Source organism: Salinispora fenicalii (assembly GCF_000514815.1).
In the GTDB taxonomy this organism is placed as follows: Bacteria; Actinomycetota; Actinomycetes; order Mycobacteriales; family Micromonosporaceae; genus Micromonospora; species Micromonospora fenicalii.
Genome location: NZ_AZWQ01000017.1, coordinates 149,804 through 171,423, shown reverse-complemented (window position 1 = coordinate 171,423; position 21,620 = coordinate 149,804). Strand labels below are relative to the sequence as shown.

General features: G+C 66.9%; 15 protein-coding genes and 2 pseudogenes. 5 read left to right on the top strand and 12 right to left on the bottom strand.

Going from position 1 to position 21,620, the window contains the following annotated elements; genetic code table 11:
- The 5 genes from B116_RS0107675 to msrB form a co-directional block, all read right to left on the bottom strand.
- Complete coding sequence (locus B116_RS0107675; protein WP_018721742.1) at positions 1-453, bottom strand: GNAT family N-acetyltransferase; 453 nt, start codon at positions 451-453, stop codon at positions 1-3.
- Entirely contained in the window at positions 437-1,378 is a 942-nt protein-coding gene (locus tag B116_RS0107670) for a cytochrome c biogenesis CcdA family protein (RefSeq protein ID WP_027659693.1), read from the bottom strand. Before B116_RS0107670 ends, B116_RS0107675 begins: the two co-directional genes overlap by 17 nt.
- Before the next feature lies 1 nt (position 1,379).
- Complete coding sequence (locus B116_RS0107665; protein ID WP_027659692.1) at positions 1,380-1,961, bottom strand: TlpA family protein disulfide reductase; 582 nt, start codon at positions 1,959-1,961, stop codon at positions 1,380-1,382.
- Between the two features lie 141 nt (positions 1,962-2,102).
- Positions 2,103-2,363 carry a hypothetical protein gene (locus tag B116_RS0107660; RefSeq protein ID WP_026321623.1) on the bottom strand — a complete coding sequence of 87 codons (261 nt, stop codon included), beginning with the start codon at positions 2,361-2,363 and terminating at the stop codon, positions 2,103-2,105.
- A gap of 161 nt (positions 2,364-2,524) precedes the next feature.
- A complete protein-coding gene (gene msrB / locus B116_RS0107655) occupies positions 2,525-2,935 on the bottom strand; it encodes a peptide-methionine (R)-S-oxide reductase MsrB (protein WP_018721738.1) in 411 nt (136 codons plus the stop codon).
- Positions 2,936-2,982: 47 nt separating this feature from the next.
- Here msrB and ligD point away from each other — a divergent pair, with 47 nt between their 5' ends.
- Positions 2,983-4,008 carry a non-homologous end-joining DNA ligase gene (ligD, locus tag B116_RS0107650; protein ID WP_018721737.1) on the top strand — a complete coding sequence of 342 codons (1,026 nt, stop codon included), beginning with the start codon at positions 2,983-2,985 and terminating at the stop codon, positions 4,006-4,008.
- Positions 4,009-4,014: 6 nt separating this feature from the next.
- Here ligD and B116_RS0107645 read toward each other — a convergent pair whose 3' ends face one another.
- The 6 genes from B116_RS0107645 to B116_RS28180 form a co-directional block, all read right to left on the bottom strand.
- Positions 4,015-4,467 carry a GNAT family N-acetyltransferase gene (locus tag B116_RS0107645; RefSeq protein WP_027659691.1) on the bottom strand — a complete coding sequence of 151 codons (453 nt, stop codon included), beginning with the start codon at positions 4,465-4,467 and terminating at the stop codon, positions 4,015-4,017.
- A gap of 45 nt (positions 4,468-4,512) precedes the next feature.
- Complete coding sequence (locus tag B116_RS0107640) at positions 4,513-6,084, bottom strand: alpha/beta hydrolase (RefSeq protein WP_027659690.1); 1,572 nt, start codon at positions 6,082-6,084, stop codon at positions 4,513-4,515.
- A 31-nt stretch (positions 6,085-6,115) separates the two neighbouring features.
- Positions 6,116-7,225 carry an ATP-dependent DNA ligase gene (locus B116_RS0107635; protein ID WP_027659689.1) on the bottom strand — a complete coding sequence of 370 codons (1,110 nt, stop codon included), beginning with the start codon at positions 7,223-7,225 and terminating at the stop codon, positions 6,116-6,118.
- Positions 7,226-7,358: 133 nt separating this feature from the next.
- Positions 7,359-7,841: a GNAT family N-acetyltransferase gene (locus B116_RS0107630; protein ID WP_018721733.1), complete on the bottom strand. Its 483-nt coding sequence runs from the start codon at positions 7,839-7,841 to the stop codon at positions 7,359-7,361.
- A 217-nt stretch (positions 7,842-8,058) separates the two neighbouring features.
- Positions 8,059-8,979, bottom strand: coding sequence for a DNA-3-methyladenine glycosylase family protein (locus B116_RS0107625; RefSeq protein WP_027659688.1), 921 nt, complete (start codon positions 8,977-8,979; stop codon positions 8,059-8,061).
- Between the two features lie 613 nt (positions 8,980-9,592).
- Positions 9,593-9,901: a hypothetical protein gene (locus tag B116_RS28180; RefSeq protein ID WP_223874531.1), complete on the bottom strand. Its 309-nt coding sequence runs from the start codon at positions 9,899-9,901 to the stop codon at positions 9,593-9,595.
- A gap of 22 nt (positions 9,902-9,923) precedes the next feature.
- Here B116_RS28180 and B116_RS0107620 point away from each other — a divergent pair, with 22 nt between their 5' ends.
- The 3 genes from B116_RS0107620 to B116_RS28960 all read left to right on the top strand — a co-directional run bounded on the left by B116_RS0107620 (position 9,924) and on the right by B116_RS28960 (position 20,298).
- On the top strand, positions 9,924-13,055 hold the full coding sequence (locus tag B116_RS0107620) for a LamG domain-containing protein (RefSeq protein ID WP_223874530.1): 3,132 nt from the start codon (positions 9,924-9,926) through the stop codon (positions 13,053-13,055).
- 252 nt (positions 13,056-13,307) lie between these two features.
- Positions 13,308-19,763 (top strand): RHS repeat domain-containing protein, encoded by a 6,456-nt coding sequence (locus B116_RS24820; protein WP_223874529.1) that lies wholly within the window; start codon positions 13,308-13,310, stop codon positions 19,761-19,763.
- Between the two features lies 1 nt (position 19,764).
- Positions 19,765-20,298 carry a DUF6346 domain-containing protein gene (locus B116_RS28960; RefSeq protein WP_397540643.1) on the top strand — a complete coding sequence of 178 codons (534 nt, stop codon included), beginning with the start codon at positions 19,765-19,767 and terminating at the stop codon, positions 20,296-20,298.
- A gap of 229 nt (positions 20,299-20,527) precedes the next feature.
- Here B116_RS28960 and B116_RS27365 read toward each other — a convergent pair.
- Positions 20,528-20,629, bottom strand: a pseudogene (locus B116_RS27365) (IS5/IS1182 family transposase); the annotation flags it as partial.
- A 341-nt stretch (positions 20,630-20,970) separates the two neighbouring features.
- Between B116_RS27365 and B116_RS0107610 the strand changes: the two are divergent.
- A pseudogene (locus B116_RS0107610) lies at positions 20,971-21,384 on the top strand (IS1634 family transposase); the annotation flags it as partial.
- Between the last annotated feature and the right edge of the window lie 236 nt (positions 21,385-21,620).

Genomic DNA, 21,620 nt, shown 5'->3' with positions numbered 1-21,620 from the left:
CTACGCCGCCGGTACTTCCCGGCGCATCGGCGTGTGCAGGATGCCGTCCTCGAGGTACTCCGGCCCGGTGACGGTGAACCCGTGCCGGGTGTAGAAGTCGACCAGCTGCGACTGGGCTTCGAGGGTGCACCGGCTCTCACCGACCTCCACCAGGGCCGCGGTCATCAGCTGGCCCGCGTACCCCGCGCCGCGCGCCTCCTTCGCCACCACCACCCGGCCGATCTGTCGCCGGCCGTCCGGATCGGCCAGGATCCGCAGGTACGCCACCGGCACCCCGGCCTGCTCCAGCCAGAGGTGGCGGGTGCCCGGCTCCACATCCCGGCCGTCCAGCTCCGGGTACGGGCACTCCTGTTCCACCACGAACACGTCCAGACGTAGTCGGAGCAGGTCATGGAAGGCACGGGCGGACAGGTCGGCGAAGGAGGCGGTCCGGAGCTCAGCGATGGGCAGCATCCTGCGATGGTAGGTCGCTGGCCGATGCCGATGCCGATGCCGATGCCGATGCCGGCGCCGACTGTCGGGAGGCGGAGCGTCGCCGGCGAAGCAGCGTGCCGGCGACCGCCACCGCGAACAGCGCGGCGACCGCGGTCCCGATCGTCCACGGGCCCAGACTGTCCACCCACCCGCTGATCGTGGTCTGCACCTGACCGGCCGCGTCGACCACCGGGTCGTTGACGTCGCCGCCGGCGAAGAGCCGGATCTCGTACCAGCCGTACCAGGCGACGTAGCCGCCGGTCAGCACCAGCAGCAGGCCGGCGACGCGGCCGAGCAGGGGCCCGGCCCGTCGGGTGCGCCGGACCAGAGACTCCCGGGCCAGCGCGACCGCGAGCGCGGCGGCACCGACCACCAGGCCCATCCCGACCGCGTACGCGACGAAGAGCCCGATCCCGGCGAGCGGGCTGCCCGCCCGGAATCCGGCGACCACCACGGCCAGGAACGGTCCGATGGTGCAGCCGAGGGAAGCGATCGCGTAGGCCATACCGAAGAGGACCATCGATCCAAAGTTGCGCCGGACCTCGGGGCCGTTGGCGAGCCGCGGGGCGAAGGTCGGTAGCGCCCGGCCCGCGACGAGCCAGCCGCCGGTGGCGACCAGGGCGAGCCCGATCACGACCGACACCCAGGGCAGGCGGCTGGCCAGGGCGTCGGCGGCGGGGCCGGCGAGGAGCCCGAACCCACCGAAGACGGCGACGAAGCCGAGGGTCATGGCGGCGGTCAGGGCCAACGCCCGACCCACCGGCGCGAGCGGCCCGTGGCCGTCCGCCGGGCCGTCCCCCAGCACCAGCATCGACAGGTACGCCGGCAGCAGCGCGAAGCCGCACGGGTTGACGGCGGCGAGCAGCCCGGCGCCGAGCGCGAGACCGTAGGGGGCGTCAAACATCTCAGGTCAGCTCCGCGACCCGCTTGCGGAGGTCGGACTCGGAGAGTGAGCCCTTGTGGACGACCTTGCCGGCGGAGTCCAGCAGCACGTAGTACTGCTGCGAGACCACCTCGAACCGCTGCCACACCTCGCCCGCGTCGTCGGCCAGTTGCGGGAAGCCCTCGATGCCCGTGTCCTGGGCGAATCGGCGCATCGCGTCGTCACCGCTGCCGAGCCCGGCCACCCCGACCACGTTCACCCGGTCGGCGTTGTCCTGCTGCACGGCCGCCACCGATTCGGCTGAGCCCCGGCACTTGGGGCACCAGGCGGCCCAGAACCAGAAAACGGTCGGCTTGCCGGCGAGGCTGGCCCCGGCGAAGGTGCCACCGTCGAGGGTGCGGGCGGTGAAGTCGAGGGTCTGCGGCACCTCGGGTGCCGGCTCGCCGGTCGGGCTCGCCGCGGTGGTGGCGGGCGCGCTGGCGGCTGCGGTCGTCGGGGCGGGGGCGGGCTCGGCATTCGCGGAGGTGTCCTCGGAGCTCCCGCAGGCGGAGAGCGCCAGAACGACGGTCAGTGCGATCGGAATTGACCGGGTCATGGTGGGCATGTCCGGATGTTAGCCCCGCTACGGTGCCGAGGCTTCTTACCGCTTGCTAACGTCGACGCCCGAACTCCATCGCGGCGGTCTCCGCCTCCGAAGCCGCTACCTGGAGTGCTTGACCGGCCCTGCCCTGTTGTCCCTGTCCGCTCAGGATGGCCGGGCGCCGACCGAGTCGCGGACCTGGGCGCCCTCGGTTCCCTCCTTGCTCCGGGCACAGTGGGCGCAGCAGAAGAAGCGGCCGGAGACCTCGACGCCGTGGCCCAAGATCTTGACCTGGCAGTGTTCGCAGATCGGCGCCAGCTTGTGCGCGGCGCACTCGAAGCTGTCGAAGGTGTGCACGTCGCCGCCGACCGTGCGAACCTCGAACGTCATCCAGTAGTCGTTCTCGCAGACCTCACAGATCGCCATGACAAACCCCCCGAATTCGATTCCGTACCCGCAAGCGTCGAACATCCGCTGCGGGCCGGCAACCGGAATCGGCGAACCGGAGCGGATTATCGGCGTCCCCACTCCACCGCTCGTACCCCCGCGCGTCCCGGCCCGCCGTCAGGAGTCGCGCACGCCCGCCGTCAGGAGTCGCGTGGCTCCAGTCGGAGGGACACCGAGTTCACACAGTGCCGGGTGTCCTTCGGGGTGAAACCCTCACCGGTGAAGACGTGCCCCAGGTGGCTGTCGCAGCGGGCACAGCGGATCTCCGTCCGAACCATGCCCATACTCCGGTCCTCGACCTCCCGGACCCGTCCGGGAATGGCGTCGTCGAAGCTCGGCCAGCCGCAGTGCGAGTCGAACTTCGCATCGCTGGCAAACAGCTCCAGCCCGCAGGCGCGGCAGTGGTAGACCCCCGGGGTCTTGGTGTCCACGTACTCGCCGCTCCACGGGGCCTCGGTGCCGTGCTCCCGTAGCACCCGAAACTCCTCGGGGCTGAGCCGAACCCGCCACTCGTCCTCGGTGCGGGGCAGTTCACTGTCGTCGAGACTCACCCGCCAACGGTACGTCGAATGTTGGCGCCATCGCATATGGTCGCGCAATGGGTGGCACGAAGGCCGCGGCCGAAGAGATCGAGGTCGCCGGGGAGCGGGTCCGGCTGAGCAGCCCCGATCGGGTGATTTTTCCGCAACGCGGGTTCACCAAGGCCGATGTCTTCCACTACTACCTCGCCGTCGGCCCGGGCATCATGCGCGCACTCGGCGAGCGGCCGACCACCCTGCAACGCTTCCCCGAGGGGATCGAGGGGGAGGCCTTCTTCCAGAAACGGGTGCCCGCCCGCGGTGTGCCCCCCTGGGTCCGCACCGCGCAGATCAGCTTCCCCAGTGGCCGCAAGGCGGCCGAGCTCTGCCCGGCTGATCTGGCCCATGTGGCGTGGGCAGCTCAGATGGGCACCGTGGTCTTCCACCCGTGGCCGGTGCGGGCCGCCGCCCCGGACCACCCCGACGAGCTGCGGATCGACCTCGACCCGCAGCCCGGCACCGACTTCGCCGACGCGGCCAAAGCGGCGACCGAGCTCCGCGAGGTCCTGGCTGAGCTCGGTGTCCCCGGTTGGCCGAAGACCTCCGGCGGCCGGGGCGTCCACGTCTATCTGCGGATCCAGCCCCGCTGGACCTTCGTCGAGGTCCGCCGGGCGACCATCGCCCTGGCCCGGGAGCTGGAGCGGCGCCGGCCCGACCTGGTCACCACCGCATGGTGGAAGGAGGAGCGCGGCTCCCGGGTCTTCGTCGACTTCAACCAGATGGCCCGGGACCGGACGATCGCCTGCGCGTACTCGCTGCGGGCCAACGCCCGCGCCACCGCCTCCACCCCGCTGGCCTGGGACGAACTGGCCGACGTCGACCCGGACGACTTCGACCTGCGCAGCGTGCCGGCACGGCTGGCCGAGCGCGGCGACCCGCACGCCGACATCGATGACGCCGCGTGGGACATCACGCCCCTGCTGGAGTGGGCCGAGCGGGACGCCGCCAACGGGCAGGGCGACCTGCCCTACCCGCCGGAACACCCCAAGATGCCCGGTGAGCCGAAGCGGGTGCAGCCGTCCAAGGACCGAGACCGCCCCCGCTGAGCCGCGTCACAGCGGCAGCTTCATGCCCTCGTGGCTGGCGACGAAGCCGAGACCCAGATAGAAGCGGTGCGCCTCCTGCCGGGACTTGTCGGTCGTGAGCTGGACCAGCGCACACCCACGCGCCCGCGCCTGGTCGATCGCCCAGGCCATCAGCTGCCGGCCCAGCCCCCGTCCGCGCTGGTCGGAGCGGACCCGGACCGACTCGATCAACTGCCGCTCGGCGCCGTGCCGGCTGAGCCCAGGAATGTAGGTGAGCTGCATGCAGCCCAGCACCTCACCGCCGGCCTCGGCGACGACGAACTGGTTACGCGGGTCGGCCGTGATCTCCGCGAACGCCTGCTCGTAGCGGGCGTCCACCTGCCCGACATCGCGGTTCCGGCCCAGCCGGTCGTCGGCGAGCAGATCGAGCACGGTGGGTAGGTCGCCCCGGGTCGCCTCCCGGAAGATCACATCGCTCATCTGGGGAGAATGCCACAGCGGCGAGAGCCGCCGCACCCGGCGGGGTCACTGGGGCGGGCAGCGCTTCCCCTCAGCCGGCACAGTCAGGTCAACCAGGTACGCGTCAACCGCCGCGCTGATGCAGTCCGTCTGCGGATAGGCGGTGTGCCCCTCGCCCTCCCAGGTGAGCACCCGACCCACGCCCAGCATCTCGGCCAGCTCCGGGGTCTGCTCGTAGGGGGTCGCGGGATCGCCCGTGGTGCCGACCACCAGGATCGGCGGCGCCCCATCGGCCGCCCCGGTCGGGTACGGGTCCCGGCCGCCGGGCCACTCGGTGCAGGCGAGCATGCCGACCGCGAGCGCCGGACCGAACAGCGGGTACTGCTCACGCCACTGCGACTGGAGCTGCCGGATCTGCTCCCGGCTCGGCTTCTCCTCCTGATCGGCGCAGTTCACCGCGAGGTTCGCGTCGAACAGGTTCGAGTAGGTGCCGTCGGGCTCCCGCCCCGCGTACCCGTCGGCGAGGTGGAACACCCCGGTCGCGTCCCCGCCCTCCAACTCGGCGATCGCCTGGGCCAGCTGCGCCCAGCCGGCTTCGGTGTAGAGGGAGGAGACCACCGCGTAGAAGATCCACCCCGGAGTCGCCTCCCGCCCGTCGTCGCCCAGAACCGGGGAGACCCGCGCCTTGTCGATGGCCGAGGTGACCGCGTCCCGGGCGCTGGGAGCGATCGGGCAGCGGTCGGGGTTGGTGGAGCACCACAGCGAGAAGTTGTCGAAGGCCCGCTCGAAGCCCTTGGCCTGGCTCTCCGAGCTGGCTACCTGGTCCAGTCGAGGGTCAACGGCCCCGTCCAGCACCAGCGCCCGCACCCGCTCCGGGTGGAGTTGGGCGTACGTGGCGCCGAGCAGGGTGCCGTACGAGTAGCCGAGATATGTCAACTTCTCGTCGCCGACGGCAGCCCGGATCGCGTCAATGTCGTGGGCGGCCTGCTCCGTGCTGTAGAGCGCGAGCTGGTCGCCGTACCGGTCGCCGCACTCGCGCCCGATCCGCTGGTTCAGCTCGACGAGACCGTCGAACGACTGCTGGCTCTCCGGATCTGGGTCGTAGCCGAAGCTGGCGTCGAGGTTGGCGTCCGAGATGCACTCCACCGGGCTGGAACGGCCCACCCCACGCGGGTCGAAGCCGATGATGTCGAAGTGTTCGATGATCGAGACAGGTAGATGGCCCCTCAGTGCCGGGAAGGAGAGGTAGACAGCGGCGTCAATGCCGGAGCCGCCCGGTCCACCGGGGTTGATCAGCAGCGAGCCGATCCGGTCCCGCTGGTGCATGGAACGGATCCGCAGCAGCGCGATCTCGAAGGTCTCTCCGGCGCCCGGGCCGGCGGTGGCGGCGGCGCCGTCGGTCCAGTTCCGGGGAACCTGGATCCGGGTGCACTCATAGCGCATGCTCGGGGGAGCAGACCCCACCAACTCCTCGGCCACCTCCGGACAGGCCTGCCAGCTCGGCGTGGTGCCGGACGGCCCCGAGGGCTGGGCCTCGGTGCGGGGCGCGAGCGCCGGCACGGTGCAGCCGGCGGCGAGGAACGTGCTGGCCAGGAGGAGCACGGCCGGGGCGAACCGGCGGGCGGGACTGCGAAACACGGGGTGGAACCTTTCGGGGTCGGGTAGCCGGCTACGCCGGCCCAGACGTGGGGCCGCTGCTCTCCGGGTCGCCCCGGAGCACCTGATCCACGTCGAACCGGACCGGACGGTCCAGCTGGTCGTAACGGCAGGAGCGGGGTTTGCGGTCCGGGCGCCAACGGACGAACTGGGCGGTGTGCCGGAACCGGTCGCCCTCCATCGCGTCGTAGCTCACCTCGACCACCAACTCCGGGCGCAGTGGCTCCCACTCCAGGTTCTTCGTGCCGGTCCACCGGCTGACCCCGCCCGGGATGCGCTGGCCGCGTTGGTGGTCGCCGTGCACCCAGGGGTGGTCGGCGCCAGCGCCCCGGTATGGCTCCAACTCGTCCAACAGCTCCCTGCGGCGGGCCATCGGGAACGACGCACTCACCCCCACATGATGCAGGACGCCAGCGTCGTCGTAGAGCCCGAGCAGGAGTGAGCCGACCACCGGGCCGGACTTGTGCCAGCGGAAACCCGCCACCACGACATCGACCGTGCGCTTGTGCTTGACCTTGAACATCAGCCGTTTGCCCGGCTCGTATGGCAGGTCGGCGGGTTTGGCGATCAAGCCGTCCAGCCCCGCACCCTCGAACCGGTCGAACCAGCGGCGCGCGGTGGCCGGGTCGGTCGTGATCTGGGTGACGTGCATCGGTGGCGCGACACCCCCCAACGCCGCCTCCAGTCGGGACCGCCGGCGCGGATACGGCTGGTCGAGGAGGGATTCGTCGGCGAGGGCGAGCAGGTCGAACGCCACGAAATCCGCCGGGGTGGTCTCGGCGAGCAGCTTCACCCGGGAGGCGGCCGGGTGGATGCGCTGGGCCAGCAGCTCGAAGTTGAGCCGGGGCTGCCCGCCCGGCCGATCGCGTTGGATCACGATCAACTCGCCGTCAACGACGCAGCGCTCGGGCAGCTGCCGGTGGGCCTGCTCGACCACCTCGGGGAAGTAGCGCGTCATCAGCTTGCCGCCCCGGCTGGCCAGCTCGACCTCCTCACCGTCGCGGAACACGATGCACCGGAAGCCGTCCCACTTCGGCTCGTAGGTCATCCCGGCGGCGGTCGGGACGCGCGGGACGCTCTTGGCGAGCATCGGCTCGACCGGCGGGCTGATCGGCAGCTTCACGGCGACCAGTCAACCAGACCGCGCCGACAGTCGGGGGGAAGAACACCATCGACGGCTGCCCCTTCCTGATCGCCGAGCAGCCGTTCGGTCCCGGGTGCGGGGCCGCTGGACCAGCAGCGGTGGGGCCGCCGGATCAGCAGCGGGACGGCACCGTCTTCTCCAGCAGCACCAGCGGCACGCCGTTCGGGTCCTTGTCCTGGCCCACCAACCGGTAGCCGGAGCGCTGGTAGAGCCGCCGACTCCCGGCACTCTCCGCCCCGGTAAACAGGGTGAACCGACTTACCTGCGCGCCCGCCACGGTCTCGACCGCGCGCAACAGGCGGCCACCGATGCCCCGACCCTGCTGGTCGGGGGCGACCGCCAGCCGGCCGATGGAGGCGATGACGCCATCCACGCGGACCCGGACCGACCCGACGAGCCGGTGGCCCAGCCGGGCGGTGAGCACCGTCTGCGGGCCGGCGAGCACGGCCCGTATCTCGTCCAGGGTCTCGGTGAGCGGCGGCAGGAACGGGTCGGCGTAGCGCTGCGCCTCGGCCAGGTACGCGGCGAGTTGGACGGTGAGGATCTCCCCGGCGTCGGCCGGGGTCGCGGGAGCGATCAGCGGGCGAGCGGTCACCGGCCCAGCCAACCACAGCGGCGCGACCGTACGCTGCCCGAGTCCCTTGGCGACAGTCAGCTACCGCAACCAGTAAATATCGTGATCAGTGAATGCTGTGATTGTTGGGTGCCGTGACTATGGGATGCCGTGACTGTGGGGTGCTGTGCCGGCTCGGGCGCGCAGCTGCCGACGGCCGCCGACCTGGTGGAGCGCCCAGCGGCCGTCGGCGAGACGGCTAGAAGCGCGCGAAGGAGCGAAGCGGCGCCCGCGGGCCGAACTTCGGAGCCGTGATGCGGGCCGCCGCGAGCAGGACGCAGACCCGACCCCGGTGACCCCGGAACGGTTCGAGCAGGGTCAGCATCCGGGCATCGTCGCCGCGCGCCTCCCCGGCGAGGGCCCAGGCCACCGTGTTCGGTACGTGGTAGTCGCCGACGCTCACCGCATCCGGATCGCCGTACGCGACCCGGACCACCTCGGCCGCGGTCCACGGGCCGATCCCGGGGACGGCGGTGAGCCGGCGGGTGGCCTCGGCCGAGTCGGCGCACCGTTCCAGCCGGTCGGCCACCGCGGCGGCCCGGCGTAGCGTGTCGGCGCGCTGCTGTTCGATCCCGAGGGGGTGGAAGGCCCAGTACGGGGTAGCCGCCACCGCCGCCGGCTCCGGTGGCAACAGCAGCGGCTGCATCGGCCCGGGCGCCACCGCCCGGAAGTGGCGGACCGTGGCGGCGTACGCCCGGTACGCCTCCTTGCCGGTCACCCGCTGTTCGAGGATGGCCCGGAACACCCGGGGGAAGACCTGGCCGCTGGTCGGCAGCCGCAGCCCCCGGTGTCGGGCGGCCAGGTCGGCCACCACCGGGTGCGCGGCGGCCAGTTCGGCGAAGCCGGTCAGGTCGTCCCGGAGGCCGGCGAGGGCGTCGGCCTGGTGCACCACCCAGTCGGCGCCGGGGCCGTACCCCTCGGCGACCAGGTTGCCGGCGTCGGGGCGTAGGGCGAGGGTGGCGGGTCCGTCCGGGGTTCGGGTGGCCCACCAGAGCGTCCCGGCGGCGATTCGGGCGCAGGGGTCGTACGGGCTGAAGGTGAGGGGCCGGACCGACGCGGCCAGCTGGTATCCGGCCGGCGGGTGCAGCAACCGGCGGGCGGTGGGTTCGGTCCCGGACACCCCGACAATGCTGCCACCCGGCACCACGACCGGCCGCCAGCGGGTACGCGGACTGTGGCCCGGTCGACTTCCCCGCGACGGGTAGCTACTCATGACGTTGGTTTGCAGAAAGTGGCGTGTGTTCTCGACGTTTGCTGTGATGAAAATGAAATTATTCCAAATTTATAGTTGAAATACCAATGACATAAGTTTGGTGACTTCAATTCCCTTCTGGGTTCTCCTATATAAATCTGGTGTGTTGCAGGTCACAGTTATGTGGCGGAGTGACCTCGTTGATTGCCGTTCGGCGTGTTTGTGCAGGCCGGGAGGGTACACAGTCGACTGTCTGCAGGCTCTAGATCAGCTCCTATGTGGATTCAGCCGAGCGCGGTGGTGAGGGCGGGCTGCGGGTTGTGGGACGAGTGCTTAGGGTCACGGCTGCGCAATTGCTGATCGAGGGCGGGTGGGGTGACGTGGGCGGTCGTGGTCGTCGCGTGCTGATGGCTGTGGTGGCGTTCGTGGTGGCGGTCGGGACGGTTGTCGTTGTTCCACCGGTGCGCGACGTGGCAGCTGCGGCGTGTGTAGCTGTCGCTGAGGGTGAGGCGCAGGCGAGGGCGGTGGCGGCCTCGTGTGATCAGCCGGTGGTGGTGGACGCGTCTCGTACGGAGTTTTCCGAGGTGACCGCGTTGCCGGATGGCCGGTTGCGGTTCTCGTCGTCGGTGGTTCCGCAGCGTGCGCGTCGGGCTGGCGAGTGGGCTGATGTGGATTTGCGGTTGGTTCGTGGTGGGGACGGGTTGTGGCGGCCGACGGTGTCGGTTGCTGACGTGGCCTTCTCTGGCGGTGGCGACGGTCCGATGGTGACGTTGACCCGTGCGGGCGGGACGGTCGAGTTGTCGTGGCCGGAGGCGTTGCCGGCTCCAACGGTGTCGGGCGATTCGGTCACGTACCCGAACGTGTTGCCGGATGTGGATCTGGTGGTGCGGGCGACCTGGACCGGGTTCACCCACGTTCTGGTGGTGAAGACGCCGACAGCGGCGAGGAACCCGGCGGTGCGGGCGTTGCGGTTAAGGATCGGTGGCGACGCGGACGTGTCGCGGGGTCCGGATGGTTCGTTGCGGGCGCAGGTCGATAGGGAGATCGTGGCGTTCACCGAGCGGGCGGTGATGTGGGACTCGCGGGTCGATGTGAGCTCGGGTGGCGTGTCTCGTGCGCAGGGCATGCCGGCGGGAGAGTCGGGGTCGACCGTGGCGTCGGGGGGTGGTGCGGAGTCTTCCGCAGTGTCGGCGGGTGAAGCGGCGCGGGTGGCTGACGTTGGTGTGGAGGTGTCCGGCGACGAGTTGGTGTTGCGTCCGGATGCGGGGCTTCTTGACGAGCCGGAGGCGGTGTATCCGCTGTTCATAGACCCGGCGTGGTCGGTGTACAAGAACAAGTGGGCGTATGCGACGAATAACGGGTCGTCAAATTCCGACACGAGTGCGGCGCGGGTGGGAAAGAATCCCTCCACCGGTGCGTTGTACCGGTCGTACTTCCAGTTCCCAACGACCGCTAATGGTGTATCGCTCAACGGTAAGCATATAGAGTCGGCCTATGTGTCGATGCTGCTCGACCACTCGTGGTCGTGCGAATCTACTGTGTCATCAATGTATCTGACGCCAGTCATCAACGCGACGCCGAAGGCGACGTGGTCCAAGATGAGCCTAGCAAGGCATCTGGCTGCTGCCTCGGGTCACGCGAACGAGGCGGGTGGTTGCGGGAAGATCCAGCCAGATATGATCATGAACTTTAAGGGCTCGTCGGTTACCAACCAGATGCAGACCGCGGCGAATGGGAACTGGAGTAAGATCACTTTCGGGTTTACCGCTCGGGATTCGAATGGGTCGGGGGAGTCGGAGCAGGGGCGGTGGAAGAAGTTCTACCCGAATAAGGCGAAGCTGGTGGTGGATTACGACACTAAGCCGGGCGCACCGCATGGTCTGCAGGTCGCGGGCGTGGCTTGTGGTTCGGGAGTGTTGACGGTCGGGACGTTGTCCCCGACATTGTCCGCGGTGTTTCCGGACGCGGATAGTGGTGATTCGTTGACCGGCAGGTTCGAGTGGATCGAGGTGCCGAGTGGAGGGATTGGCTCGGTAACGGACAGTTACCCGGCTCGGAAGAATCCGCCGCCGGCTCGGACGGGGATCGCTCCGAACAGTCGGGCGACAAGTTCGGCGGTGTCGATCGTGGATGGGTCGACGTATGCGTTTAGGGCTCAAGGTACTGATAGGGCTCCATATTTGCAGACCGGCTCGCCATCGGGGTGGTGTCAGTTCGCGGGGGATACGACGGTGCCGCCGGCGCCGACGGTAACTTCGGATGGGCCCGCTGGGCCGGGTCGGAGTATGTCGTTCACGTTCACGACGACGACTGCGGACGTCACCACGTTCCGCTACGGGTGGTCCAACCCGCCGACGTCAACGGTCGCAGCAACGGGTAGTGGTGCGAAGTCGGCCACGGTGAATATGACTGTGCCGAGCTTTGGTCAGAATACCGTCTGGGTTCGTGGGATCGACGCGACGGGGAACCTGGGCAATGTCGGATCCGTGACGTTCACGGCGCCGCGGCCGGCGCCGCCAGTGGCGAGGTGGGGTCTTGAGCAGTATCCGGGGGTTGATGAGGCGGCGGCGTTGGCTGATCAGCAACCCGAGCTAGCCGGTGACACTGACCTGGATACGGCGGACGTGGGTTGGGCCGATGACGTCCGTTTGATCAGTGGGCGGACGGCTGACTTCGATGGTGGTGCGGGTCGTGCTTTCACGTCTGAGCCGGTGATTGATCCGACGAAGTCGTTCGCTGTGGCGGCGTGGGTGAAGCTGGGTGAGGCCGGGGACCCGTTTCCGCAATGGAATCGGGTCGCGGTGTCTCAGGACGGCAATCGGAACAGCAGTTTCAATCTCGGGTTTCGTGTTGGTGTCGGTAAGTGGGGTATGTGGATGCATACGGATGACACGGCCAATGCGGTGGATACCGGGTCGGTGATATCCGACACGCCGGCGGTGATGGGCGTGTGGACGCACCTGGCGGGTGTGTACGACGCGGCCAGCAAGTCCACGTCGTTGTATGTGAACGGGGACTTGGAGGGTACGGCGTCGGCAGCGGAGTTGCAGGCGTGGCCCGACCGGCAGCGGATCATGATCGCCGGAGAGTTGTGGAAGGGAAATCCGATCAGCGACTGGCCTGGTCAGATCGCGGATGTTCAGGTGTTTGATCGGGTGCTTGTGCCGGATGACTTCACTGGTCAGTTGGCGTCTGACCCGCTGTCGGGTGGGTTCAACGAGCCGGGGATCATGTCTTCCATTCGGGTCGGTGATTGGAACTTCGAGGCAGCTGTGCCTTGCTATGTGGCGGATCTGAAGGACACCTGTGAGGCGGCAGCTGACACGACACGGGAGTGGGGCCGGTGGATCGCGTTGACGCGGGGCTCGGCGACCGGATTGGGGCAGTCCGGGGCTGGGTTGTGGTTAGACGACGAGTACTTTCCGGAGGAAGGATTCGCCGAGTCGACGGTCGAGTATGGCCGTAGTGCGCTGAAGTCGGGTACGACGCCGCCTGACGACGATGGCCTCGAGTTCACGCAGTGGCAGGAGGCACCCGTCCTGCGAACGAATCAGTCATTCTCAATGGCGGCTTGGGTAATGTTGAATCAACTCGATGGGGACCGGACAGCGGTGTCTCAGCGAGGGGCTCATCAGAGCGCCGGTTGGCTCAAATATCACCCCCCCGCGGGCAAGTGGATGTTCGCGGTTACTGACGAGGACGCCGTAACAACGCTTACGCAAAATGTGGTTTCGTCCGCACCTGCGGAGGCAGGCGTGTGGACTCACCTGGTGGGTGTGTATGACGCGGAGCGCGAGCAGATTCGCCTGTACGTCAACGGGTTGCTCCAGGAGTCGAAAGATCTCCCGTTTACTCCAATGGAGTCGTCGGGTCCGCTCTTGGTGGGACGCACTCTGTGGCGCGACGAACTCCGGGATCAGTGGGACGGTGGTCTGGATGATGTGGCGGTGTTCCAGGGTGCGTTGACCGATGTCGAGGTGTCGACGTTATACGGCTCACAGTGATGTCGGGGTAGCCCTGGTGACATGGGTTGTGAGGTGACGATTCGACCCCTAACCGGGGTCGAATCGATTGCCTTCGCACCTTGACGAATGTGCCGGTATTCGACGTTTTCCACTTTGGCTTCTTGCGTGGTTTTCTGTTGGGAGGGACAGATGTCTGGTCGGCATGTTCGTGGGGTGGGGCGGCTACGGCGACACCGTGGGTGGGCAGGTGGTGCACGGTGGTGGGTTGTGGGGTTGACGGTGGTGTCGTTGATGGCGTCCCTGGTGGGTGTCCCGGCGTCGGAGGCGGTCGCGGAGCGCCGGGAGCCGGCGCGGCCACAGTTGGAGAAGTTGGACGCTGATGGTGGCCCGGTCAGAGGCCAGGCGTGGGCGCAAAAGCGGGTAAAGGATTCGCCGGCGGCGGCGCCGGTATGGCCGGATGCGGTCTCTGCGCGCGTTGATGTCGGCGAGAACACGGTGACCGGTCGCAGCGCTGGTGATTCGGCAGCTGCCGGTCGGGGGGTTCGAGCGGGAAAACTGCCGGTGTGGGTGGCGCGTGGGACTGGTGCCGCTGGGGCGCGGGTCAGCAGTGTGGATGTGCGGGTGGTGGATCGTCGGGCGTTGGCGCCGGCGTGGCGTGACGGTGTGGTGATGGAGGTGACCGCGCCGGCGGGGGCTGCTTCCGGGCCGGTGCGGTTGTCGGTGGACTACGGCGCGTTCCGGCATGCGGTTGGTGGGTCGTGGGCGTCGCGGTTGCGGTTGTGGCAGGTGCCGGCGTGTGCGTTGGCGATGCCGGAGTCGCCGGGTTGCCGATCGGTGCCGTTGCCCACCACGAACGACGTCGGTGATGGGGTGGCGACGGCGGAGGTGACCGCGGCCGTCGACGGGGATGGGCTGACGCCGCTGACGCGACGGTTGTTGGGTGGTGACGCTTCCGGCTCGGAGGCGGTGTCGTTCGTGGCGTTGGCCGCGGAGGGTTCGGGTGGTGACGGCGATTTCGGTGCTACCACCTTGGCGCCGTCGTCGAACTGGTCGGCGGGTGGATCTGCTGGTGGATTTTCGTGGGACTACCCGCTGCGTACGCCTACAGCGGTGGGCCCGAAGCCGTCGATCAACTTCGCGTATTCGTCGGCGGCGGTGGATGGCCGTTCCGAGGTGACGAACAACCAGCCGTCCTGGATCGGTGAGGGGTTCGACTACTCGCCGGGTTACATCGAGCGCCAGTATGTGCCGTGCGCGGAGGATATGAAGAACGGGGCGAACAACACCGAGGACAGCGGGGACCAGTGTTGGCGGACGGACAACGCCATCATGAACCTGAACGGTCAGAGCACGGAGTTGGTGTTCGAGGCGGGGAAGGGCTGGCACCCTCGGTCTGAGGATGGTTCGAAGATCGAGCGGTTGACGGGTGCTTCGGGTAACGGTGACAACAACGGTGAGTACTGGAAGGTCACGACCACCGACGGGACGCAGTACTTCTTCGGTTTGCATTCGTTGCCGGGGCAGGCGGCCAAGACGAACTCGACGTTGACGGTGCCCGTGTTCGGTAACCACTCCGGTGAGCCGTGCCACCGGTCGGCTTTTAAGGATTCGGACTGTGCACAGGCGTGGCGGTGGCAGGTCGACTACGTGGTCGACGTGCGTGGCAACACGATGTCGCTTTGGTATGGCAAGGAGACGAACAAGTACGCCCGGAATGACACCGATTCCGATGATGTGTCCTACGACCGGGCGGGCTACCTGAGGCGGATCGACTATGGCACCTACGACCGTACTGAGGCCGCACACGGGGTAACCGAACGGAACACCACACCGTATGCGCAGGTGGTGTTCGACACAGGAATGCGGTGCTTCTCGAATTGCGGCACCGAGGCCGACCCGGTGAAGGAGTCGTGGAAGGACACTCCGTGGGACCAGGAGTGTAAGGCGTCGGCGACGTCGTGCCCGCGGCAGTACTCGCCGACGTTCTGGACCACGAAGCGGTTGGAGAAGGTCACTACCCGGGTGTGGGACACCACCAAGACCACGCCGGCGTGGCAGGACGTGGAGTCGTGGACGCTGTCGCACACGTTCGCGGCGACGGCGGATTCCACGCACACGGGTTTGTGGTTGGACAAGATCGACCACGCGGGGCACGTCGGGGGCACGGTCAACATGCCGCCGGTGACGTTCGAGGCGGTGTCGCTGCCGAACCGGGTCCTCACCGAGCACGGTACGACGGACAACTGGTTGCGGATCTCCAGCATCGTGCTGGAGACCGGGGCACGGATCAAGGTGGACTACGCCCTGCCGGAGTGCACCGAGGTGATCGTTAAGGATCTGGATCCACACACGAACACGAAGCGGTGCTACCCCGTTAAGGTGCCGGACCCCGCCGACCCGACTGGTGAACGGCTAATTACCGAGTGGTGGCACAAGCATCGGGTGGAGCATGTTGTCGAAGACGATGTGCAGCTCGCTGACGGGCACCAGGCGCCGTCGAGGCACACCTGGTATGAGTACGTGGGCGCGCCGGCGTGGCACTACGCCGACGATGACGGTCTGATCAGGCCGGAGCGGAAGACGTGGTCGCAGTGGCGGGGCTACAGCCAGGTCAAGACCCGTGTTGGTGATGACTCGGCGAACCAGACCCTCGCCGTGACGACGTTCCTGCGGGGTATGCACGGCGACAAGGCCAGCCCGTCTGGCGGCACCCGTACGGTGACCGTCGGGGCGTCGTTGGGCCCGGAGACGGTCTACGACCAGGACCAGTTCGCCGGGCAGGTGCGCGAGCAGGTCATCTACAACGGGGTCGAGACCAAGCCCGTGTCGAAGACGGTCAACGTGCCGTGGCGGTCGAACCCGACCGCCAGCCGGACGATTAACGGTGACACGGTCGAGGCCCGGTTCGTGGACAAACAGACCACCTATACGGCGACCGCCCTGGGTGTGGATGGTGATCGCGGCTGGCGCACCTCGCGGGGCACCAGGAACCTGGACCACAGCTACGGCACGATGAACTGGTCACAGGACGACGGTGACGTCGCTGTCGCTGGTGACGAGAAGTGCATCACGTACGCCTACAACCGCAACCCGGCCAAGAACCTGACCCGAACGGTGAAGCAGACCACCACCACCGCCCTGGCCTGCGGCGAGACCCCCACCTCCGCCGATGACGTGATCTCCGACGCGCGGACCTACTACGACGGGGCCAGCAGCGTCGACACCGCCCCGACCTACGGGTCGGTGACCAAGACCGAGCAGCTCAAGGACTGGCAGTCGGGCACGGTCTGGCAGACGGTGTCACAGGCGACCCATGACTCCGCGGGCCGAGAGCTGACCGCTACTGACATCAGGGGCAACACCACTACGACCGCGTACACGCCAGCCGTGGGTGGCCCGGTCACCAAGGTGACCGCCACCGGACCGTTGAACTGGACCTCCTCGGTGGAGACCAACCCCTACTGGGGCTCCACCGTCAGGACCACCGACGCCAACAACCGGGTGAGCGCCGACGTGGAGTACGACGCGCTCGGCCGTGTCAGCAAGGTATGGGAACTGGGCTGGACGAAGGATACGCACCCCACCAAGCCATCAGCGCAGTACACCTACCACTTCGCCGCTGACCGTGACGCCTATCCCTACGTGGCCAGCCAGGTACTCAACGCGGACGCGAACTACCTCACGTCGTATCAGATCGCTGACGGGCTGCTGCGCCCGCGGCAGACCCAGAGCTTGGCGATGGACGGTTCCGGCGCCCGCGTGGTCACCGACACCGTTTACGACAGCCTTGGCCGTGCCGCGGTCTCCTACGGCGCTCATGCCGAACCCGGGGCCCCCTCGGGAACGCTGTGGTGGGAACCTGAGTGGTCGGTGCCCGCGGTGTCCAAGACCGTGTTCGACCGGGCGTCTCGACCGACGAACGAGATCTTCCTCGCCGGTGACGGGGTCACCAACCTCGTGGAGAAGTGGCGCACCGTCACCACTTACGAGGGTGACCTGACCAGGGTGACACCGCCGGCGGGTGGCACCCCCACCACCACTGTCACCGACTCCCACGACCGTGTCGTCAAGCTGCGTCAGCACACCACCCCTGACGGCGTCGACGGCGCGTACCAGCAGACCGAGTACGTGTTCAACCGTAAGGGTCAGCAGGTCACCACCATCGACCCCGCCGGCAACGAGTGGACCAACGAATACGACGCCAAGGGACGCCAGTGGCGCACGACCGACCCGGACAAGGGTGTCACGACCAGCACCTTCAACGACGCCGACGAACTGGTCACCACCACCGACGCCCGGGGCGAAACCCTCTGGTACGGCTACGACAGCCTCGGGCGTAAGAAAGAACTGCGTGACGACTCCGCCACCGGACCGTTGCGTGCGCAGTGGAGTTACGACCGGCTCTACACCGGACAAGGTGGGTTCAAGGGACAGCTCACGCAGGCGATCCGCTACGAACCCGCCGGCAGTAGCAACGCCTACCGATGGCAGGTCCGCAGCTTCGACGGCCGCTACCAGCCCAAGGGCGTCAACTACGTCATACCGCCCAGCGAAACCGGCCTCAACGGCACCTACCTCTACGTCTACGGCTACTCCGAAGCCACCGGCGAACCCACCAGCATGTCCTACCCCGCCGGCGGCGGCGGACTGGTCGCCGAGAAAGTCACCACCGACTACGACGCCACCACCGGATTGCCCGTCAGGTTCGACACCAGCCTCACCGGCTTCTCCGGCACCCTCGCCACCGCCAGCTACACCGCGTACGGCGAGCGGAATGGCTCCATCTACAAACCACCAGCGGGTATCTACACCCAAGACGTCGTCTACCGCGACGAAGCCACCCGCCGTGTCACCCGCACCACCATCGAACGGGAAACCACCCCCGGCACCATCTCCGACCGCAACTACACCTACGACCCCGCCGGCAACATCACCTCCATCGCCGAAGCACCAGAACACGGCCAAGCCGACACCCAGTGCTTCCGCTACGACCAACTCCGCCAACTCACCACCGCCTGGACCCCCACAACCGGGGTGACCTGCGACACTGAACCCACTACGGCCAACCTCGGCGGCCCAGCACCCTACTGGCAGGACTGGACGTTTGACAGCACCGCCTCCCGACTGACCGAAACCAGCCACACCACCAGCGGAGACACCACTCGCACCTACAGCGTCCCCACCGGCGGACCAGGCGTGACGCGTCCCCACGCCGTCACCGCCATGACCACCCAAACACCCGACAACGAACCAGTTGTCAACACCTATGACTACGACGCCACCGGCAACACCACCTGCCGGCCCTCCGGCACTACCGGCACTACTGGCAACGACTGTGCCACCCGCTCCGACAGCCAAACCCTGACCTGGAACCCCGAAGGCAAACTCGCCACCGTCAGCACCGACGACCAGACCATCGAAACCAACATCTACGACACCACCGGCACCCGCCTCATCCGCCGCGATGCCACCGGAACCACCCTCTACCTCCCCGGCCAAGAAATCCGCCGTGAAGGCAGCACCAACACCGGCACCCGCTACTACACCTTTGCCGGCGCTGTCTGCGCCTCCCGCACCGGCGGCTCACTACCCGCCAACCTCACCTGGCTCTACAACGACCACCAAGGCACCCAACAAATAGCTGTCAACGCCGCCACCCACACCGTCACCACCCGACGACAAACCCCCTACGGCACACCCCGCGGCACCAACCCCACTTGGAGCAACCAGAAAGGCTTCGTCGGCGGCGACATCGACCCCACCGGACTCACCAACATCGGCGCCAGACAATACGATGACCTCCTCGGCCGCTTCATCTCCGTCGACCCGGCTCTGGTTGCTGACGACCCGGATCAATACAATGCCTACCAGTACGGTGGCAATAATCCTGTCAACAACGCCGACCCTACTGGTGAATATTTCTTTGAAGATGCTGACGGCGGCGGCGCCCGGGCGTACGTCACCCGGACCAGCAGCGGCAGTTCCTCCATCTGGATCGTCGACGAGTACGTTCCACCTGCCTGCACCGCGAGCTGTCAACGAAAACGTGAAGCAGCCAGAATTGCCAGCAATCAGCGTGCCGAGAGAGAGCGCCTGCAGCGCGAATGTCAAGCCAGCTTCTGGTGCCGGAGTAAAAACGCAGTGTCAGGCATCGCCTCTGACGCCCTTGATTGGGCGCAGGATAATGCTGATTGGGTTGGATTGGGGGCAACGATCCTCGGGACCGCGGCATGCTCCGCTCTAACTCTGGGTATCGGTACCGTTGGTTGCGCTATGATCGGTGGCGCCATCGGTGGCGGGCTGACCGAAGGCTTGAAGGGCGGAGATGTTGGCGATGTCTTTTTGGGTGCAGGTAGGGGTGCATTATTTGGAGTGGCAGGAGGTGTCACCGGAAGGATTCTTGGCTCTGGTATTGGGCGCGGCTTGATGAGCCTACGGAACGGACGTGGCCAATTCCTTGCCGAGGCGAAAAGGGGTGTAAGGGGTGCCGTCGGGGAGCTGGCCCCACGTGCTCAGATTGGAGCATTCACAAAGGAAGGGTTTAGGGGGATTTCTCAAGCGCGTAAGGCGTTGAAAACGATGGCGAAACCCAAGTCGGTTTCCCGAAGGTTTTGGGCTAGGAATGTCCGTGAGAATTTTCCGGGGGCGGTAGGCGCGGGATTGGTTGGCGTCGTGCTCCCTTCCAGCTTCACTCAGCTCGGAGGTGTGCAGGGTGGCCTAAACCAGTTTCTAACTAATATCGTCTAGGGTGGAGAATGCGGCTGTGAATGCAAAGACGTGGGTAGAACGTGTAGTCGAGGTTCTCAGGAACCTTGCACTTAGTGCCCTGATTGCAGTTATAACCGCCACGATTGCGCTTGGTGCCAAAACGATCGAAAGTTCCTATCATGGTACCGGATTGGGAACTTCCGATATTCGAAAGAATGGTCTTGCCGCAGCGAAGTCCTGTTTAAGAGTGGGTCCGATATCTGTGTATGGATTCGGGTATTGGTGGTCCTGTTCTGTGCGGGTTGCAATGGAAGACGGGCGGATTCTGGAGATTGACACGCGCGCGTCTATGCTCCGTCCTGGAGAGCGTGATGTTCCGATGGTGGAATCTTGTCAGAAGAATCGCCCGTCGAAGTGTGTGTACACGCGTCCAGGGAACTATGCTATTGCCTTCGTAGTGCAGCTACTTCGCGTAATTGCTGCGGTAACCGTGGTTTTTGGGGCGGCGGCGGCAGGCGGTGTGGCACTCTTCGCCCTGCTGGGCGGCCGTCGGAAGCGTAGCTCCGCTGAATAGACTATACTTTGCCATACGCATTGCATGTGCTGTGAGCTCGGGTTCCTTGGCTCGAACAATGATCACGGCGTAGTCGTTCGCTTGCTGTATTCGGAATTGATTGCTAATTCAGCGCGGTTTGGGGTTGCTGATCTACAGTGATACCTGACTTGGCCAACGCTGTTGGAGCGCGAGTGGGCTCGTGGACCTTGCCAGGGTTCCCAAAGGGGGCCCTTCTTCCAGTCGGGTGGTCACTACCGTCGGCGGGTTTGCGGTACGGGATGATCACGTCGGGGTTGCTGCGGTAGACGCCGTCGGCCATGACCGGCCGCCCTGCCAGCTTCTGGTCGATGCATGCGGGCTCTACGAAATTAGCGGGGGTCGAGGTGTCCTCGGGCTCGCCGAGTGGTGGCGCAGCGGGTGCGTAGTCGCTGGTTGACGGGGTTGCGGAAGCCGTAGGCGGCGCGGGCCTCATCGACCAGGAACCGTTACCCGGACTCCGGGTCATCGCGGTGGGCATCGACTAGGGCGTTCGCGCGATGAGTGGCGACGAGTTCGGCGTCACCGCCGCCGACGCGGCAGGCGACCCGACTTGGGCCAAGATCGGTTGATTCGGTGGTTGGTAGGCCTGTGACCTGCGGTGGCGTGTCGGGAGGTACGCACTAAACGGGGTCGGTTCTATCGTGGGTGGTTGTGGCGTACGTGCGGACGGTGAAGACGGCGTCCGGGGCGCGGGCGGTGCAGATCGTGCACTCCCAGCACCGCGGGTCGCGGGACATCGAGCACATCGGGTCGGCGCATGCCGACGTGGACCTGGAGCTGCTGAAGGCGGTGGCGCGGCAGCGGTTGGCCGCGGGGCAGGGCGAGTTGGATCTGTGTCTGCCGGGTAGTCCCGCGAACCAGGGCGCGGCGTTGCCGATCACGTCGTCGCGGATGGGGCATCTGTTGGACGCGTTGAGTCGTGGCTACGAGGTGTTGGGGTTCGGGCCTGCGACCGGCCGGGACGAAGTGTTCCGGGCGCTGGTGTTGGCCAGGATCATCGAGCCGACCAGCAAGCTGGACTCCCTGCGGGTGCTCGCCGAGGCCGGTCTGGACCCGCCGTCCTACCGCCCAAGTGCACAACCTCAGCATCACCGACATCCACACGTACTATGTGGTAGCCGGCAACACGCCGGTACTCGTACACAACTGCGGTCCGAGTGAGAGGGTAGTCAATCTTCCAGTAACGGTCTCGCCGAAGCCACTCAAGCCTGGTCAGGTTGACCAGGCTTGGTCTGACTTCCTCGGCCCAGGGGAATGGACGAATATCCATCCTCGGACCGGTGTGGTTGATCCCACTAGGC

What these genes read in the sequence shown, in the direction of transcription:
- B116_RS0107645 (WP_027659691.1), bottom strand. Translation starts at nt 4,467, where the DNA reads ATGAGCGATGTGATCTTCCGGGAGGCGACCCGGGGCGACCTACCCACC.
- B116_RS0107665 (WP_027659692.1), bottom strand. Translation starts at nt 1,961, where the DNA reads ATGCCCACCATGACCCGGTCAATTCCGATCGCACTGACCGTCGTTCTG.
- B116_RS0107660 (WP_026321623.1), bottom strand. Translation starts at nt 2,363, where the DNA reads ATGGCGATCTGTGAGGTCTGCGAGAACGACTACTGGATGACGTTCGAG.
- B116_RS0107670 (WP_027659693.1), bottom strand. Translation starts at nt 1,378, where the DNA reads ATGTTTGACGCCCCCTACGGTCTCGCGCTCGGCGCCGGGCTGCTCGCC.
- B116_RS24820 (WP_223874529.1), top strand. Translation starts at nt 13,308, where the DNA reads ATGGCGTCCCTGGTGGGTGTCCCGGCGTCGGAGGCGGTCGCGGAGCGC.
- B116_RS0107675 (WP_018721742.1), bottom strand. Translation starts at nt 453, where the DNA reads ATGCTGCCCATCGCTGAGCTCCGGACCGCCTCCTTCGCCGACCTGTCC.
- ligD (WP_018721737.1), top strand. Translation starts at nt 2,983, where the DNA reads ATGGGTGGCACGAAGGCCGCGGCCGAAGAGATCGAGGTCGCCGGGGAG.